This is a genomic window from Methylovorus menthalis (assembly GCF_020523625.1).
GTDB classification, from domain to species: Bacteria; Pseudomonadota; Gammaproteobacteria; order Burkholderiales; family Methylophilaceae; genus Methylovorus; species Methylovorus menthalis.
The window spans coordinates 374,618-388,701 of record NZ_JAJAQH010000006.1 but is presented as its reverse complement, the minus strand read 5'-3'; the positions used below and the strand labels follow the sequence as shown (position 1 = coordinate 388,701).

Sequence of the window (14,084 nt, the reverse complement as noted above, 5' to 3'; positions counted from 1 at the left end):
CTAAGGGCAAGATGCTGACTGCGCGGCGGCCCACGCTTGCGCCTGCTCGGCTACACGGGCGGCCAGAGCCGCAATGCTGCGCTGCTGCGCTTGCACCAGTTCGGCATAGCCGCCAGAGGCCTGCTCTTGAAACTGCCCCCGGCAGATAAAACGGGCATTAGCCGCCTGCTTGGCAAAGCCCAGGCTCCAGTCGGCATCGAGTTGCACACGTTGGCCCAGCCAGCCATCCAGGCGACGCACCTGCACCTTGATCCGTAATACAGGCTGATCCTTGGGTACGGCCAGACCGGCAATATCCTGGGTATGCAGACGCTGCGTCAACTGCGTAGACAAGGCATTGCGGAACTCATCTGCCAGCGGCCCGGCCCAGCGCTCGCCATCCACGATAGCGACATTGCTAGTGCCCTGCCTGACCACCAGCTGCAATTGATCCAGCTGTGGCGGAATGCCCACTGGCAGCACCTCGATCAGAAACGGTGCCTGCGGCTGGCTTTCCACGGCGGGGGCTGCCGGGGCCAGCAACGTGTGGTAGTGCACAGGGGCTGAGACGGAGGAGCAGCCGCTGATGGCGAGCACGAACCAACATCCCAGGTAAACACGGTTGATGCGGATCATTTGGTCGACTCCTCTTTGGTCGTTGGCGCGGCGGGGTTAAGGGTAACGGTAGACGCATCCTCCGGACGCCCACGCAGCAGGGATTCGGGATGACGGCCCAGCAAATCGGTCAGCACACGCAATGAGCGGGAGGTACGCTGCACCTCTTGCAAGGTCTGCCCCAGATTCTGTTGCAGCGGCGCATCCTCCGCCAGCAGGCTATCGACATTGCCAAAGGTCTGTCTGGCTTGCTGCATGGTCTCGTCAGCCTCTTGCATGGTGTGCTGGGTTTGCTGCAGGGTTTGTGCCGTCTGGGGCAATACCTGACTGTTGACCTGCGTGAGTGTCTTGTCGAGGCTGACCAGCGTTGTATCCAGGTTTCGGGCTATCGAATCCAGGGGCATCTTTTCGATTTTGGCGACGATATTGGCAATCTGCTCCTGCATGCGATCAAAGCTACCATTCACGGTCGGCATGGTAATCGGTCGGGCGTTGACATCCATCTCCACCTTGGGCGCATTGCGGACAAAATCCATGGCGATATAGAGCTGGCCAGTCAGGATATTGCCCAGCCGCGCCTGGGCACGCAGCCCTTGCTTGACCATGCTGCGCATGAACAGCGCCGCCTGCCTGTCATTATCACCCTCCAGCTTGGGCAGTTTTTCAAGCACGCGCCCCATGCGCTGGGGATAGACCACTACCCCGACCACCGTCGGGAAGCGATGTTTTTCCGGGTCGTAATCCAGGTTGATGGACACCACCCGCCCCAGATCAACCCCCGAAAACTGCACCGGAGCACCGACGGAAAGTCCGCGTAACGATTGCTCGAACTTGAGCTGGATGTATTGCGCCTCACCATCTGGCGGCGCCATCGCAGTGCCCTGGTCTGCGGTCAGGGTGAATTCGGTATCCTTGGGCGCCGGGCTGGCCTGGCGGCCCATGGGTGAGGCAAAGGCTACGCCTCCGGCCACAATGGTTGCCACGGATTGCGTCTTGAGCTTGAGGCCATCGGCGCCCAGAGAAACATCCACACCACTCGCATTCCAGAAGCGGGTATTGGTGGTGACAAAGCGGTCATAAGGCGCGTCAATGAATATCTGCAGCTTGATGTCCTGGCCGCTCTCGCCCAGTTGATACGAGGCCACGCGCCCTACCTGAATCCGGCGGTAATAGACCGGCGAGCCAATATCCAGCGAGCCCAGATCCTCGCTCTTCAAGATGAAGGATTTTCCCGGCATATCGCCCACCACGGGCGGCGGCATCTCCAGTCCGGTGAATTCGCTGGCGGTGTCTTCTGCCCGCCCTTTGTCCACGCCAATATAAGCACCTGACAGCAAGGTATCGACGCCGGAAATCCCACTGGCACCGATGCGCGGACGCACCACCCAGAAGCGGCTATCCTTGCTGGTCAGGCTTTTGGCACTTTGCATCAGAGCCACCTTGACCTTCACGTGTGAGCCATCTTTGCTCAGGGTGATCGCAGTGACGGCACCCACGGTCACATCCTTGTATTTGACCGGGGTTTTACCGGCTTCCAGGCCGGTGGCGGTGCGAAAGAAAATGGTGATCTCGGGGCCTTCCGACAGCCAGGCATGCACCAGCATGGAGATGCCGATGGCCGCTGCCAGCAATGGCACTATCCAGATCAGCGAAATACCCCAGCGGCGGCGGAGGATCGCCGGTTTGCCGGGCTGTGGGCGTGTTTCAGTTGTATCGTTCATTCGGTGTCACCATCCCATATCAAACGCGGATCAAAACTCATGGCAGAAAGCATGGTCATGATCACCACCATGCCAAAGAAAAGAATACCGATGCGTGGCTCAATGTCGCTCAGACCCTGGAATTTCACCAAGGCAGCTACCACCGCCACCACCAGCACATCCAGCATGGACCAGTAGCCGACCAACTCCACCATGCGGTACAGTTTGGCGCGCTCTTTCATGGCCCAGCGACTGCGGCGTTGCGATGTGACAAACAACACCCCCAGCACCAGAAACTTGGTGCATGGCACCAGCACGCTGGCAATGAAAATCACCAGGGCAATGCCATAAGAGCCGGATTTCCAGAACTCGATGACCCCTTGCATGATGGTGTTTTCACTGCCCTTGCCCATCAGGCTGGTGTACATGACGGGCAGCACATTGGCCGGTATGTAAAAAATCAGGCCGGCAAGCAGCAAAGCCCATGCCCGCGCAATGCTGTTGGGGCGCCGCCGGTGCAATGGTGCGCCGCAACGCGGACAATCCACATGATAGCTACGCCCACGATCCGCATTATCAGGTGCATCTGACCCCGGAACATGCGGATCGTGCGCCGCTTGCGGGGTGATCTCTTGAGGCAAGGTATCCTGGCAAACCAGGCCGCAAGCGTGGCAGCTCACCACACCAAGGCGACGCGCTGACACAGCACCTGTCATGCCTGCACCTCTTCGGCTGATCTCGCAGGCTCAGTGATTTCCCACAGCCAATGAATATCGCGATTAGCGATCAGGGTGAGCAAGATCATCAGCAAGGCGGTTGCCCAGATACCGGCGCCTGGCGCCACCTGCAAAAAGCCGGAAAGCTTGATGACTGCCACCAAAATGCCCAGCAGGCATACTTCGACCATGCTCCAGGGCCGCAATGCCACCAGCATGCGCATGGCCCGCTCAAACCCCGGCGCACGTTTTCCAAAGCGTGCATACATCAGCACCCAGCCCAGCAGGCTGATCTGCAAAAACGGCACGATGATGATGGACATGGCCGTTGGCACCGCAATAGGGGCAGCCGGGCCATGTGCCAGCGCTGCCGCCGATGCCCATAGCGTGGCCTCGTTATGGAGGCCCTTGAAGCTGATGTAAATCACCGGGCACACATTCGCCATCACGAACACGATCGCCGCCGCGACCGTCAACGCCAACCAGCGATCAACATCCAGCCGACTGGCACGATAGAGAATCGCGTCGCAGCGCTCACACCGCGCCAATTGCCCGAGCGCGAGCGGAGTACGCTCATACACGCTGTCGCAATGCTCGCAGGCCACCAGATGGGGGAAGGTTTTCATGGTCAAAGGTTTTGTTTAAATTCGCTCATGCGAGCAACCATTCTAGAGTGATCACTCTAAATCGGCAATTATTTAATTGGGCAACACGGCATCCAGGAGTGAGGATGCAATCTGACGGATACGGAGGATATTGCCAGATTACCAGTTGGCGCCGGGCGCCGATTAAAAACATGGCAAGCAGATGCCCCTTGTCTAGTAACATTGCAAAGGGATATGTACCAGTATCTCATCCTTAAACCTGTTTAATCCAGGCGCCTCACTGCGGCAAATAACCGCCGTTACATGTCGCCTTTTTAAATTTGCCAGGCTATCAAGCGCTATCTATCAGGAGCCGCTCCACATGCACATGATCAAAAAATTCAGTTTGCGACGCGGCTTGGGAGAGCTGGGTCCCGGCCTAGTAACGGGGGCGGCGGATGATGACCCCAGCGGCATTGCAACATACTCCCAGGCGGGCGCGCAGTTTGGCTACTCGATGCTCTGGACCATGATCTTTACCTTGCCGCTGATGGTCGCGATTCAGATGGTGAGTGCGCGCATTGGCTATGTCACCCGGCAAGGCCTGGCAGCCAATATCAAAACCAGCTTTCCACGCTGGGTGTTGCTCACCGTCGTCAGCATGCTGCTGATCGCCAATACGCTTAACGTAGCCGCCGATATTGCCGCCATGGCAGAGGCATTGCGCTTGCTGGTGGGTGGCTCATCTCACCTCTATGCCGTGGCGTTTGGAATCATTTGCCTGTTGCTGCAGGTGTTTCTGCCTTATCGCACCTATGTGCGCTGGCTGAAATGGCTGACACTGGCCCTGTTGTCGTATGTGGCGGTGGTATTCACCCTGCACCTGGACTGGTGGATGGTCGTGCGGAAAGTTCTCCATCCGGGCATTAGCATCAACCATGACATGCTGCTGATGATCGTGGCAGTGTTCGGTACCACTATCAGCCCTTATCTTTTTTTCTGGCAGGCCGCCCAGGAAATGGAAGATACCGCTGGCCTTCCCACTCCCACCTCACAAGAGGTACGTCGCAAGTTGCGACACATCAAGCTCGACACCATCATCGGCATGAGCTTTTCCAATCTGATTGCGTTTTTCATTATCCTGAGCACAGCAGCGACGCTGAATGCAGCGGGAATCACCGACATCCAGACGTCAGCACAAGCGGCAGAGGCCTTGCGACCACTCGCAGGGGAATTTACTTTTATCCTTTTCAGCATGGGCATCATCGGCACCGGCATGCTGGCGGTTCCCATACTCGCTGGGTCAGCAGGCTATGCCGTGGCAGAGGCGGCAGGATGGCAAGAAGGCCTGAATTCCCGGCTAGACCGTAACGAGGGTCGTGGCTTTTACGGCGTGATTGCCGCCGCCACCATAGGCGGTGTGATTTTCTGCTTTACGCCCATGGACCCCGTCAAGGAATTGTTCTGGGCCGCAGTCATCAATGGCGTGATTTCTGTCCCCATTATGGTGGTCATGATGCTGTTGGCATCCCGGGGCAACATCATGGGGCCTCATGTTATCAGCCCCCGACTACGCTGGTTAGGATGGGCTGCCACAGCCGCCATGGCCGTTACCGTTGTGGGTATGTTCATCACGTTGTGAAGCCGCTTAATGAATTCGTTTCTGGCGTATCGGTTCACGTTTACTGCCCGCATCCCATCTATAAGCCCTGCTAATAGCAACGTGACACATCATTAAGCATAACTTATTGATAAATATTGGCTTTCTGGTGCAGCATGCCCTATATGCGCACTTTCAATACTTCTGCAGCAAGTTCACCCCTCCTAAGAATCACAACAAGTGGCTGATTTTTATAAACTAAAAGTCAATATCACCAAGTGGCACACGCTTTGCTTAATGAGGTCGGTAGCACGCTTCATTAACATTGGAATAAAAAACAACACCATTCGGCAACACCATACAACAAGGGGGTTTACCATGAAGTTTACGATCGCAGCACTCGCTTTGCTATGCAGCCTGAACGCGCAAGCCACCACCATCGACTTTGAGTCGCTGGCTGTCGCTGACAGTGCCGTCCATTCACAAGGGGCAAGTTATACGGAAGATGGATACACGCTGGTAGACAACGCATCCAGCCCTGATCTGCAGACGCTGGGCACCTTGCACACTTACTATACGCAAAGCACCGCACTGGTCAAAACCACCTCCTATCAGCAGAGCACAACACTGACAAATAATGCTGGCAGTACCTTCGATCTGCTATCCCTTGATCTGGCCGAGTGGGGCGGTTTACCATCTACCCAAGTCAAAATCGTGGGCTTCTTCGCGGCTGGCGGCAGTATCAGTCAGTTACTGACGCTTGATCAGCTGTATGGCTTTCAGTCATTTGCCGTGACTGGGTTTACCAATCTGCTGTCACTCACCATTACCCAGACGACGGGCAAACTTTATCAGCTGGATAATATCAAGGTCGTCTCCGCGGTCCCTGAAGTTGGCACCACGCTGATGCTGTTATCCGGCTTGGGCCTGATCGGCATGGTATCGCGTCGCCGCAGCAGCAGAATGTTCAGTTAACCACTTTAAAACTCTTCAGCTCTTCGGCCGTGACAGGCTGAAGAGCTTCCTCCCGGCGATCTAGCCAAGCTTGTCGTCCGCCACGCGGTATTGCGGGTCTTCCAGCACATTGACCTCGACCAGACCTTTGGCCTTATCCAGCAACTCCATGCAATCCTGGCTTAAATGGCGCAGCTGCAGCGTTTTGCCGGCAGATTGATAACGCTCCGCCAGTGCGTCAATCGCGGCAAGTGCCGAATGATCCACCACTCTCGCATGTTTAAAATCAATCACCACGTTTTGCGGATCATCCTGCACCGAAAACAAATTCTGAAACGCAGCAATAGAGGCAAAAAACAGGCTGCCATGCAATTCATACAGCTTGGTACCGTCTTGAGACTGGGATGCCTGTACACTGATGCGCTTGGCTTGTTCCCATGCAAATACCAAGGCGGACACAATCACGCCAATGATCACCGCAATCGCCAGGTCGGCAATCACCGTAACACTTGCCACCAGTAAGCCGACAAACACATCGGCTTTCGGCACTTTGCCAAATAGCCTGAAGCTGCCCCACTCGAATGTTTTCTCCGCCACGACAAACATGACGCCGATCAGGGCGGCAAGCGGGATCATCTCGATCCAGCGTGAAGCAAACAGGATGAAGGACAGCAGAAACAGTGAAGTGGCGATGCCAGAAAGCCGCTTGGTGGCGCCATTATTCACATTGATCATGCTCTGACCGATCATGGCGCAGCCGCCCATACCGCCAAACAGCCCGGTAACAAAGTTGGCCATGCCTCGCGCCAGCGACTCGCGATTGGGGCGGCCACGTGTATTGGTCATGGCATCGATCAGGTTGAGCGTCAGCAGGGTTTCAATCAGGCCAATAGCGGCCAATATCAGGGCATAGGGGAAAATAATCGTGAATGTCTCAAGGGTCAGCGGCACCTGCGGCAGATGAAAATCCGGCACCCCCCCGGCAATCGACCCCAGGTCACCCACGGTCTTCGTATCCAGCCCCAGCAGCGCCACGCTGACCGACACCAGCATGATTGCCGCCAGCGTGGAAGGAATCGCCCTGCTGAGTCTGGGCAGCAGATAGATGATGGCCATGGTCACGACGATCAGACCTGCCATCAGGTATAAGGGCGCCCCACTCATCCAGCTCACAGTGCCATCCGGCGCCACCGTTTTGAAGTGGGCAAGCTGGGCAATGAAAATGACGATGGCGAGGCCATTCACAAACCCCAGCATCACAGGGTGCGGCACCATGCGGATAAACTTGCCCAGCCGGGCCAGCGCAAAACATATCTGCAGCACACCCATCAGGATAATGGTAGCAAACAGGTACTCCACGCCATGCTGCACCACCAGCGCGGTCATGACCACGGCGATGGCCCCCGCCGCGCCTGAGATCATGCCTGGCCTGCCGCCAAAGGCAGAGGTAATAAAGGAAACGATAACCGCCGCATACAGGCCGGTGAGCGGCGAGACATGGGCTATCAAGGCAAAGGCGATGGCCTCGGGCACCATGGCAAGCGCGACAGTCAGGCCACTAAGCAGATTGATTCGCACTTGCTGAAGATGCAGCGCGCTTGGGCGGGCGATGGACAATACAATGCTCCTGATTCAATGTTGATTTTTCGCCTGAGTACAGATGGGCAAGAGGTGGAATACCGTATTTTATATGGATTACGATGCTGTATTTGCCAGTCATCAAAAATCGACTGCAGACAGCCTCACATGGCCCGAGAAATAACAAAAATGTCCTACGCGAGAATAAGAAAATTTCCGGTAACAGCATGATCACAAGCTGGTTATCCTCTAATCGCTGATTCCAAGAGTTCAAGCTCACATAGAGTTAAATCTCAAAATGGACATTAGCTAAACGGCAGCTCCCAAGGGGGCTGCCGTAATTTTTACGCGCATTGCTCATGCACTTGCGGTTTTATGGATGCATTCCTACGCAATGCCTACTCGGAGATTTCACCACAATCCGAAAAATTCCCCCTGTACCCATTAGAAAATAAAACCCTATCCACATGCTTAAAAATAAAACTGAACTCGCCTTCGCCTATCAGTCCAATGAATTTACCGGATAAGCCCATGATTACTGCCATATGTGATGTGTTGAAGGAATGTTACAACCGCGGGTGGATATCTACACGGGATGGTAATGGCTCTGTTCGCCGCAAAAACGAGAACTGGATTTACGTCACACCATCGGGCTCCAAAAAACACCGGCTTGAAGCGGAAAGCCTGATCAAGCTTGAGTTTCAGCCCGACCATTCGCTGGTACGCCTCAACCCAGAGGATGGCGGCAAACCCAGCGGCGAAATCGAGCTGCACAGAAGGCTACTGAGAGAAATTCCAGATACCCGGGCGATCATCCATGTCCACCCAACCTACACCATCGCCGCCATGTACGCCGGGCTTGATCTGCAAGCGCTATCGCTGGATTTTCCCGAAATACATCGCTACACGCGGGTGGCCCCCAATGTCCCGAATGTGCCCGCCATCAGCCTGGAACTGGCCATCGCCACCTGTCAGGCACTGGACTTACAGCCGGATGGCCACGTCTCAGCCGATATCGTGGGTTTGGACAGGCATGGTGTGATTGCCCTGGCCCGCGACCCATGGGGGGCGTTCGAGCACATCGAGCGACTGGAGCATATCTGCCAGATCGTGCTGGCCAGCGGCAATCTTCCTAAACACCATGTCATTGCAGGATTGGAAGACAGGGAGCATGGCAACCACCAACATGTCGATATTGAAAAAACCGAGCAGGAAGAGACGTTTAATCCAGGCTTGAACAGCAGCAACGATATATGAGCGCAATGGCCGCATATGGCCTGACGGATATAAGCGTCATGAGCACAGGCTGACATACCCACGCGCCCCGCCTGCGAGCGCGGGAATCATTTCGGGAACATCAGGCGTGCTGGTTAACGTGATTTATTGACTGTTGAGTTGCTGCAACAGCCGCTCTGGCGGTCCGGAAGCGACGATTTTTTCCACGCACCAGGACGACAATCCGATCCATCCGCATTAACGAGGGAAAACTATGCGTTACTAATACGACGGTTTTCCCGTGGGTTAATGTATCTACCGCTTCTACCAGCTTCGCTTCAGCCGCACCATCAACTCCTGCAGTTGGTTACTCCAGTAAAAAAGACTTACGGAAGCTGAAAGATACCCGGCCAGGAAGCTTGCAAGGTGAAGCACGCGCTGATTATTTTCGGCCCCATACAATTTTGCAGTCATTTATGCACGACCAATAGCGAGGCAGTTGCAAAGACAAAACATACTAGTTAGTATGCTATCAAGCATACTAACTAGTATGTTTTTTACCATTAAAAATCAACTACAGGAGAATAAGATGAAGCAAGCAGCATTAGTAGGTCTCGTATTGGCTGGCATCTCTTCAGGGGTCGCTTTTGCGGGTGGCAGCCTGAAGGCGGAACAATCTATCGAGATCAATGCAAAAGCAGATGATGTTTGGGCAAAATCGAGTAACTTTGGTGATCTGGGCGCGTGGCATCCTGCCGCAACGAAAACGGAGATTGTAGAAGGTACAAACAATCAGGTTGGCGCGGTACGCGTCATCACCTTGCCGGATGGCGGCAAGCTAAAGGAAAAGCTGGAAGCCTATGATACAAAGAAGCATACATACTCTTACACCATCCTTGAGGGCGTTCTCCCGGTGAGCGACTATCACTCAACCTACACTGTGCATTCAGCGGGGGCGAACAAGACCAAGGTCACCTGGAGCGGAACATTCAATGCCGCAGGGGCAAGTAACGCAGATGCCGTCAAGACTATTACGGGTGTTTACAAAGGTGGTTTGGACAATCTGAAGAAGATTAGCGAAACCAAGTAATCGCGAAGGATGGCGCCTCAAGTTGTTGAGGCGCTGTCTATTTATTTTGCAGACTCAATCAATACCTTGGCCATGTCTTTGGCATGCTTGATAGCCTCAGACTTGATCTGCACCTCGTTACTGACCGAAGCCCCTTCGATCACCATCTGCAGTTGCAAGGCCAGAACATCGGCATTCTTTTTACCAGCGGCATGCGCCAACTTGGCAAGCTGGTTTCTCAAATTACGCGAAAACTCCAGCGAGGTCTGGTGTACTGCGCTATCGCTTTGAGGAAACTCAACACTGGCGTTGATAAACGCAAATCCCTTAAAGTCCGGGCTCCCTATCAAATCCAGAAGATTGGCAACCAGATTGGACAACAGTGTCTCTGCATCCGCATGCTGATCGCCCTTGGCCAGGATACTCCATAGCTTATCGTCATAATCCTTGAGATACTCAAGAATGAGCTGTTCCTTGGATTTGAAATACTTGTATAAAGTGACTTTCGCGATATCGGCTTTTGCCACAATCGCATCGACACTGGTCGCGTTAATTCCTTGCGTCAGAAAGAGATCGGAGGCGACCTCAAGAATATATTCACGCATCTTAGTAGCCATATTTTCTTCCTGTAGGAACCCATGAGACAGCCGTGTGGCCATTCGATGGCGGGAAGTAACACTCCCATTCCCGATTCTGTTTATACCAAACTAAAAATTTCGTCAGCCTTTCACTATCCTGCAAAGGATGCCGCGATGTGCGATACGTAATGGCATCCATATACGCAGCCGCCTGATCCTGTGGCATAGCGAACAACTGCGGAGCGGGACAATGACCTGAATTGATTTCAGCCTGAAGTGCCATCACTTTATCGATCAATTCAGGGTTAATGGGAGAGCTCTCCAGCAGAGCCCTGTTATACGCTGCCTGATAAGCATCCGCTGATGCCTCAACCGCAATCTGCGAACCGACAAGATAACCACCCATGGCGATGCATAGGGATGCCACTGCAGCCCCACTCGCGTAAGCCCATTTCGATTTCAATCGGGGTGGCTGGATAGCATCTTCAAGTATCGCTTTTGCTGCGATTCTGGCTGCGTTCAGTGCGCCTGACCCAGGATTGCGAACCTCCTCCGTAAGCGCACCTTGCAGAAGAATAAGCACCTGCGCCACAAAAACATCCGGCTTCGATACCTTGGCTTCCGTCGCAAGTTCCGTGAGTCTGGCGGCGAGCGCAGGACAATGCTGGTTAAGCATATGCTTCGCTTCAAACTCGGAGATAAAGCGCTCTCTAATCCCCGGAGCGCCCAGCCATGTTTCCAAACAGGGAAATAGCGAAAGAAGCTTGTCTGAAGGCTTTTTCCCACCATTCTCCAGCATGCGGAGCAACCATGAACTGTTTAGTATTTCCATGTGCAAATACTAAACTGTTTAGTATGGTAATTCAAATAATATGAAGGGCTTATGTAGTTTGAAAACGTATTGCCAAGATCCGATAATCCAACCATACGACTTGCTTTGTATGAAGACGTCGAATGCCGAACCTTAAAGTCAGTCATTTACACAATATAAAATAATAAGGGAGCCTGAGCTCCCTTAAATTCATGCTGTATATGTTTTTACCATTTGTAGTCCACTGTTGCGAAGATGGTCTGTTGTTGCCCATATTGACAGCCGTTCATACTGAAACATCCTGCAACGAATCGCTTATCCAATAAATTCATGGCATTCAATGAAACCCTGAAGCCTTTGAATTTAGCATTCATGTTTTCAAGGTCATACCTGACTAGCGCATCGACTACCGTATAGGAGTCCACTTTGAAACTGTTTTCGCGGTCGCCAGCTGAGCTTCCTACATAACGGACACCTCCGCCAATATTAAGACCTGCCAATACGCCAGATGGCATGTAATCCACCCATATCGATGCCATATGTTCAGGTACCCGGAATGGGGTATTTCCCTTGATGCCTGCTTCTGCCTTGGTAACTTCAACATCATTCCATGTATAGCTGCCAAGAACATTCAGCTTCCGGGTAATGCTGGTTTTCGCTTCAAGTTCAATACCGCGAGACCTTATCTCACCTTCCTGAATATTGTTGCCTGAATGAGCGGGGTCAGGAATGCTCACGTTTTCCTTGGTCAAGTCAAAGGCGGCAATCGAATAAAGGCTATTGGATTGAGGTGGTTCATATTTCAACCCGATTTCGTATTGTTTGCCTTCCTCCGGTTTGAATACCTCCTGGGTAAACGTCCTGCCTGCGACAGGCAGGAATGACTCGGAGTAGCTGACATACGGCGCAAACCCGTTATCAAAGAGGTATAACAGTCCGGCCCTGCCTGAGAATTTATGGTCTTTTGCTACTGGTTTGGAAGCAAACGCGGCATCATTTTCATCCCGGACCCAGTCCTGGCGCCCGCCTACAACGGCGACCCAGTTATTAATCTTGATTTGGTCTTGCAGGTAAACACCTGTCTGCTTAACCGTCTGCTCATACGAAACTGTAGAGAATGGGAACAGGGTCAAGTTTCCGTATACCGGATTAAAAAGATTCAGTGATGTCCCCAACAGCAGAGATTGATCCTGCTTATAGCTTGCTCGACTGAAATCCAAACCGGTCAAAAGCGTATGGTTAAGACTCCCGGTAGCAAACTTTGCTTGAACCTGGTTATCCACGGTAAATAAATTGCCTGAACCATTGCGCTCTTCAGCGTATCTGTTTGCAGTCGTTAATTCCGGATCGGCCCAACCCAAGAAAGCAACTTCACGACTGTCATGACGATAATGACTGAAGCGGAGGTTCTGCCTGAATGTCCAGACATCATTAAAGGCATGATCAAGAATATACCCGGCAGATACTTTCTCATTCATGGATTTATCGTAATTCGGTTCACCGATATAGCGATCCCTGCTGATGCGGCCATTAGGATTGCTTAATGCTGTTCCTTGAGCAGGCAATGGATTGGCAAAATTCCCTTTCTGTTTCTGGTATTCAGCCAAGAAGGTAATTTCCGTTTGCTCAGATGGACGAATGGTTATGGCGGGAGCAATGAAGGTGCGTTCATTCTTTATATAATCGGTCTGGGCACTGCTATCACGGATCAAGCCAGTTAAACGGTAGCTGACAACGCCCGCATCATCGACGGGGCCACCGAAATCGAATGCAGCCTGCTTATAATCGAAGCTTCCCGCCTGGAGCTGGATATGGTGCAGAGGGGTTAACGGCGGACGTTTTGTCACAAGGTTGATCTGGCCCCCTGGATCTGATGAACCATATAGTACTGAACTAGCACCACGCATGACCTCAACGCGCTCCAGCCCAAATGGCTCTGGCGCATCCCAGCCAAGGTAATTGGCAAGAAACGTTCGATTTCCGTCTCTGAGCAGCCTGCCGGTACTTTGCTGGAAACCACGTATCAGCAGTTGATCGGCCATGAATTGCGGGCCTGCTATTTCCGCCGTTATGCCAGGTGTATACCGTAAAGATTGTGTAATAGTCTTTACCTGCTGCGCCTCCATTTGATCCGCCGTGACCACAGAAATCGAGTTGGGGGTTTCAATAATCTTGCTGTCGATTTTATTTGCAGTAGCACTACGTTTAGCAACAAAACCCTCGACTGGACTCCATGCCTTTTCTTCATTTTTTTCAGCGGCAGCCCGGACACGAACTTCCGGCAAAGTATCCGGCGCAGCGTTATCCGAAGTTGGTGGAAGCGGTACTTTCTTGAGGCCATAGCCTTGGTCAGATGTTTTGTAGAAAGTGACGCCAGAGCCTTCCAATAGCCTGGAGAACCCCTCCTCGACACTGAACTTCCCCTGAATTCCATTACTGGATTTATTCAGGGTCAGTTGCGGGTCAAAAGATAGGACGATGCCGGCATCTTGAGCGAAGTGATTTAACGCTTGTGTCAGTGATCCAGCAGGAATTGCGTACTGATGCTGCTGAACAGCGCTAGCATTATCCGCTGCCAAAAGTGGCGGTGATGTCAGCTGAACCAATAGCAGGGAGAGCATCCCTGCGATAGAGCGTTGATAACGATGATTTGCAATTTTGAACATTGACGGTAACTCCCCTAAT

12 protein-coding genes are annotated in these 14,084 nt (G+C 53.1%); 4 read left to right on the top strand and 8 right to left on the bottom strand.

Going from position 1 to position 14,084, the window contains the following annotated elements:
* Genes LG204_RS07675 through LG204_RS07660 form a run of 4 tightly spaced genes read right to left on the bottom strand, consistent with a single transcriptional unit; the run spans position 1 to position 3,636 of the window.
* Positions 1-615, bottom strand: a complete 615-nt coding sequence (locus LG204_RS07675; RefSeq protein ID WP_230336713.1) for a PqiC family protein — start codon at positions 613-615, stop codon at positions 1-3.
* Entirely contained in the window at positions 612-2,315 is a 1,704-nt protein-coding gene (locus LG204_RS07670) for a PqiB family protein (protein ID WP_230336712.1), read from the bottom strand. The genes LG204_RS07675 and LG204_RS07670 overlap by 4 nt, the downstream gene beginning before the upstream one ends.
* Positions 2,312-3,010: a paraquat-inducible protein A gene (locus LG204_RS07665; RefSeq protein WP_230336711.1), complete on the bottom strand. Its 699-nt coding sequence runs from the start codon at positions 3,008-3,010 to the stop codon at positions 2,312-2,314. The genes LG204_RS07670 and LG204_RS07665 overlap by 4 nt, the downstream gene beginning before the upstream one ends.
* Positions 3,007-3,636: a paraquat-inducible protein A gene (locus tag LG204_RS07660; protein ID WP_230336710.1), complete on the bottom strand. Its 630-nt coding sequence runs from the start codon at positions 3,634-3,636 to the stop codon at positions 3,007-3,009. Before LG204_RS07660 ends, LG204_RS07665 begins: the two co-directional genes overlap by 4 nt.
* Positions 3,637-3,976: 340 nt before the next feature.
* Here LG204_RS07660 and LG204_RS07655 point away from each other — a divergent pair, with 340 nt between their 5' ends.
* Positions 3,977-5,236: an NRAMP family divalent metal transporter gene (locus LG204_RS07655; RefSeq protein ID WP_230336709.1), complete on the top strand. Its 1,260-nt coding sequence runs from the start codon at positions 3,977-3,979 to the stop codon at positions 5,234-5,236.
* Positions 5,237-5,572: 336 nt separating this feature from the next.
* Positions 5,573-6,169 carry a PEP-CTERM sorting domain-containing protein gene (locus LG204_RS07650; protein ID WP_230336708.1) on the top strand — a complete coding sequence of 199 codons (597 nt, stop codon included), beginning with the start codon at positions 5,573-5,575 and terminating at the stop codon, positions 6,167-6,169.
* Positions 6,170-6,229: 60 nt separating this feature from the next.
* Here the strand turns inward: LG204_RS07650 and LG204_RS07645 are convergent, their stop codons facing one another.
* Positions 6,230-7,765, bottom strand: a complete 1,536-nt coding sequence (locus LG204_RS07645) for a SulP family inorganic anion transporter (protein ID WP_268868024.1) — start codon at positions 7,763-7,765, stop codon at positions 6,230-6,232.
* Between the two features lie 492 nt (positions 7,766-8,257).
* Between LG204_RS07645 and LG204_RS07640 the strand changes: the two genes are divergently transcribed.
* Complete coding sequence (locus LG204_RS07640) at positions 8,258-8,983, top strand: class II aldolase/adducin family protein (RefSeq protein ID WP_230336707.1); 726 nt, start codon at positions 8,258-8,260, stop codon at positions 8,981-8,983.
* 547 nt (positions 8,984-9,530) lie between these two features.
* Positions 9,531-10,031: an SRPBCC family protein gene (locus LG204_RS07635; protein ID WP_230336706.1), complete on the top strand. Its 501-nt coding sequence runs from the start codon at positions 9,531-9,533 to the stop codon at positions 10,029-10,031.
* Between the two features lie 41 nt (positions 10,032-10,072).
* On the opposite strand, the gene LG204_RS07630 is transcribed toward LG204_RS07635, so the two are convergent.
* The 3 genes from LG204_RS07630 to LG204_RS07620 all read right to left on the bottom strand — a co-directional run bounded on the left by LG204_RS07630 (position 10,073) and on the right by LG204_RS07620 (position 14,065).
* Positions 10,073-10,627, bottom strand: a complete 555-nt coding sequence (locus tag LG204_RS07630) for a TetR/AcrR family transcriptional regulator (RefSeq protein WP_230336705.1) — start codon at positions 10,625-10,627, stop codon at positions 10,073-10,075.
* Entirely contained in the window at positions 10,617-11,420 is an 804-nt protein-coding gene (locus tag LG204_RS07625; protein ID WP_230336704.1) for a hypothetical protein, read from the bottom strand. Before LG204_RS07625 ends, LG204_RS07630 begins: the two co-directional genes overlap by 11 nt.
* A 206-nt stretch (positions 11,421-11,626) precedes the next feature.
* On the bottom strand, positions 11,627-14,065 hold the full coding sequence (locus LG204_RS07620; RefSeq protein ID WP_230336703.1) for a TonB-dependent siderophore receptor: 2,439 nt from the start codon (positions 14,063-14,065) through the stop codon (positions 11,627-11,629).
* Between the last annotated feature and the right edge of the window lie 19 nt (positions 14,066-14,084).

What these genes read in the sequence shown, in the direction of transcription:
- LG204_RS07675 (WP_230336713.1), bottom strand. Translation starts at nt 615, where the DNA reads ATGATCCGCATCAACCGTGTTTACCTGGGATGTTGGTTCGTGCTCGCC.
- LG204_RS07670 (WP_230336712.1), bottom strand. Translation starts at nt 2,315, where the DNA reads ATGAACGATACAACTGAAACACGCCCACAGCCCGGCAAACCGGCGATC.
- LG204_RS07665 (WP_230336711.1), bottom strand. Translation starts at nt 3,010, where the DNA reads ATGACAGGTGCTGTGTCAGCGCGTCGCCTTGGTGTGGTGAGCTGCCAC.
- LG204_RS07660 (WP_230336710.1), bottom strand. Translation starts at nt 3,636, where the DNA reads ATGAAAACCTTCCCCCATCTGGTGGCCTGCGAGCATTGCGACAGCGTG.
- LG204_RS07655 (WP_230336709.1), top strand. Translation starts at nt 3,977, where the DNA reads ATGCACATGATCAAAAAATTCAGTTTGCGACGCGGCTTGGGAGAGCTG.
- LG204_RS07650 (WP_230336708.1), top strand. Translation starts at nt 5,573, where the DNA reads ATGAAGTTTACGATCGCAGCACTCGCTTTGCTATGCAGCCTGAACGCG.
- LG204_RS07640 (WP_230336707.1), top strand. Translation starts at nt 8,258, where the DNA reads ATGATTACTGCCATATGTGATGTGTTGAAGGAATGTTACAACCGCGGG.
- LG204_RS07635 (WP_230336706.1), top strand. Translation starts at nt 9,531, where the DNA reads ATGAAGCAAGCAGCATTAGTAGGTCTCGTATTGGCTGGCATCTCTTCA.
- LG204_RS07630 (WP_230336705.1), bottom strand. Translation starts at nt 10,627, where the DNA reads ATGGCTACTAAGATGCGTGAATATATTCTTGAGGTCGCCTCCGATCTC.
- LG204_RS07625 (WP_230336704.1), bottom strand. Translation starts at nt 11,420, where the DNA reads ATGGAAATACTAAACAGTTCATGGTTGCTCCGCATGCTGGAGAATGGT.
- LG204_RS07620 (WP_230336703.1), bottom strand. Translation starts at nt 14,065, where the DNA reads ATGTTCAAAATTGCAAATCATCGTTATCAACGCTCTATCGCAGGGATG.